Origin of the sequence: Thiorhodococcus fuscus (assembly GCF_042682685.1) — a bacterium.
GTDB lineage: Bacteria > Pseudomonadota > Gammaproteobacteria > Chromatiales > Chromatiaceae > Imhoffiella > Imhoffiella fuscus.
In genome coordinates this window covers 2,501-3,536 of the sequence record NZ_JBHUHX010000065.1, presented here as the reverse complement: position 1 = coordinate 3,536, position 1,036 = coordinate 2,501, and the positions used below count along the sequence as shown (strand labels likewise).

Genomic DNA, 1,036 nt, shown 5'->3' with positions numbered 1-1,036 from the left:
ACCCTGCCCACCTGTGTCGGTTTGGGGTACGGTCGCACAATACCTGAAGCTTAGAGGCTTTTCTTGGAAGCTTGGCATCAATCACTTCGTCTCCGTGGAGACTCGTCATCAGGTCTCAGGATTGATCCCCCGGATTTGCCTAAGGAATCTCCCTACACCCTTAAACCGGCAACCATCAGCCGGCCGACCTAGCCTTCTCCGTCCCCCCATCGCAGTATTGCGCGGTGCAGGAATATTAACCTGCTTCCCATCGACTACGCCTTTCGGCCTCGCCTTAGGGGCCGACTCACCCTGCGCCGATGAACGTTGCGCAGGAAACCTTGGGCTTTCGGCGAGGGGGACTCTCACCCCCTTTATCGTTACTTATGTCAGCATTCGCACTTCCGATACCTCCAGCACGCTTTACAACGCACCTTCAACGGCCTACGGAACGCTCCCCTACCATGCCTTTACAGGCATCCGCAGCTTCGGTACATGGCTTGAGCCCCGTTACATCTTCCGCGCAGGCCGACTCGACCAGTGAGCTATTACGCTTTCTTTAAAGGATGGCTGCTTCTAAGCCAACCTCCTGGCTGTCTGGGCCTTCCCACATCGTTTCCCACTGAGCCATGATTTTGGGACCTTAGCTGGCGGTCTGGGTTGTTTCCCTTTTGACGACGGACGTTAGCACCCGCCGTCTGTCTCCCGTGATTGCACTTCTCGGTATTCGGAGTTTGCATCGGTTTGGTAAGCCGGGATGGCCCCCTAGCCGAAACAGTGCTCTACCCCCGAGAGTGAGACACGAGGCGCTACCTAAATAGCTTTCGGGGAGAACCAGCTATCTCCGGGCTTGATTAGCCTTTCACTCCGACCCACAGCTCATCCGAATCTTTTTCAACAGATCCCGGTTCGGGCCTCCAGTGGGTGTTACCCCACCTTCACCCTGGCCATGGGTAGATCGCCCGGTTTCGGGTCTACTCCCAGCGACTCAAACGCCCATTTAAGACTCGCTTTCGCTACGCCTCCCCTAGTCGGTTAAGCTTGCCACTGAGAAGTA

At 56.3% G+C, this 1,036-nt stretch carries 1 rRNA gene (only partly in view); it reads right to left on the bottom strand.

Features of this window, described 5'->3' with window-relative positions:
• A 23S ribosomal RNA gene (locus ACFSJC_RS19955) occupies positions 1–1,036 on the bottom strand; its annotated part runs 571 nt beyond the window's last position; the annotation flags it as partial.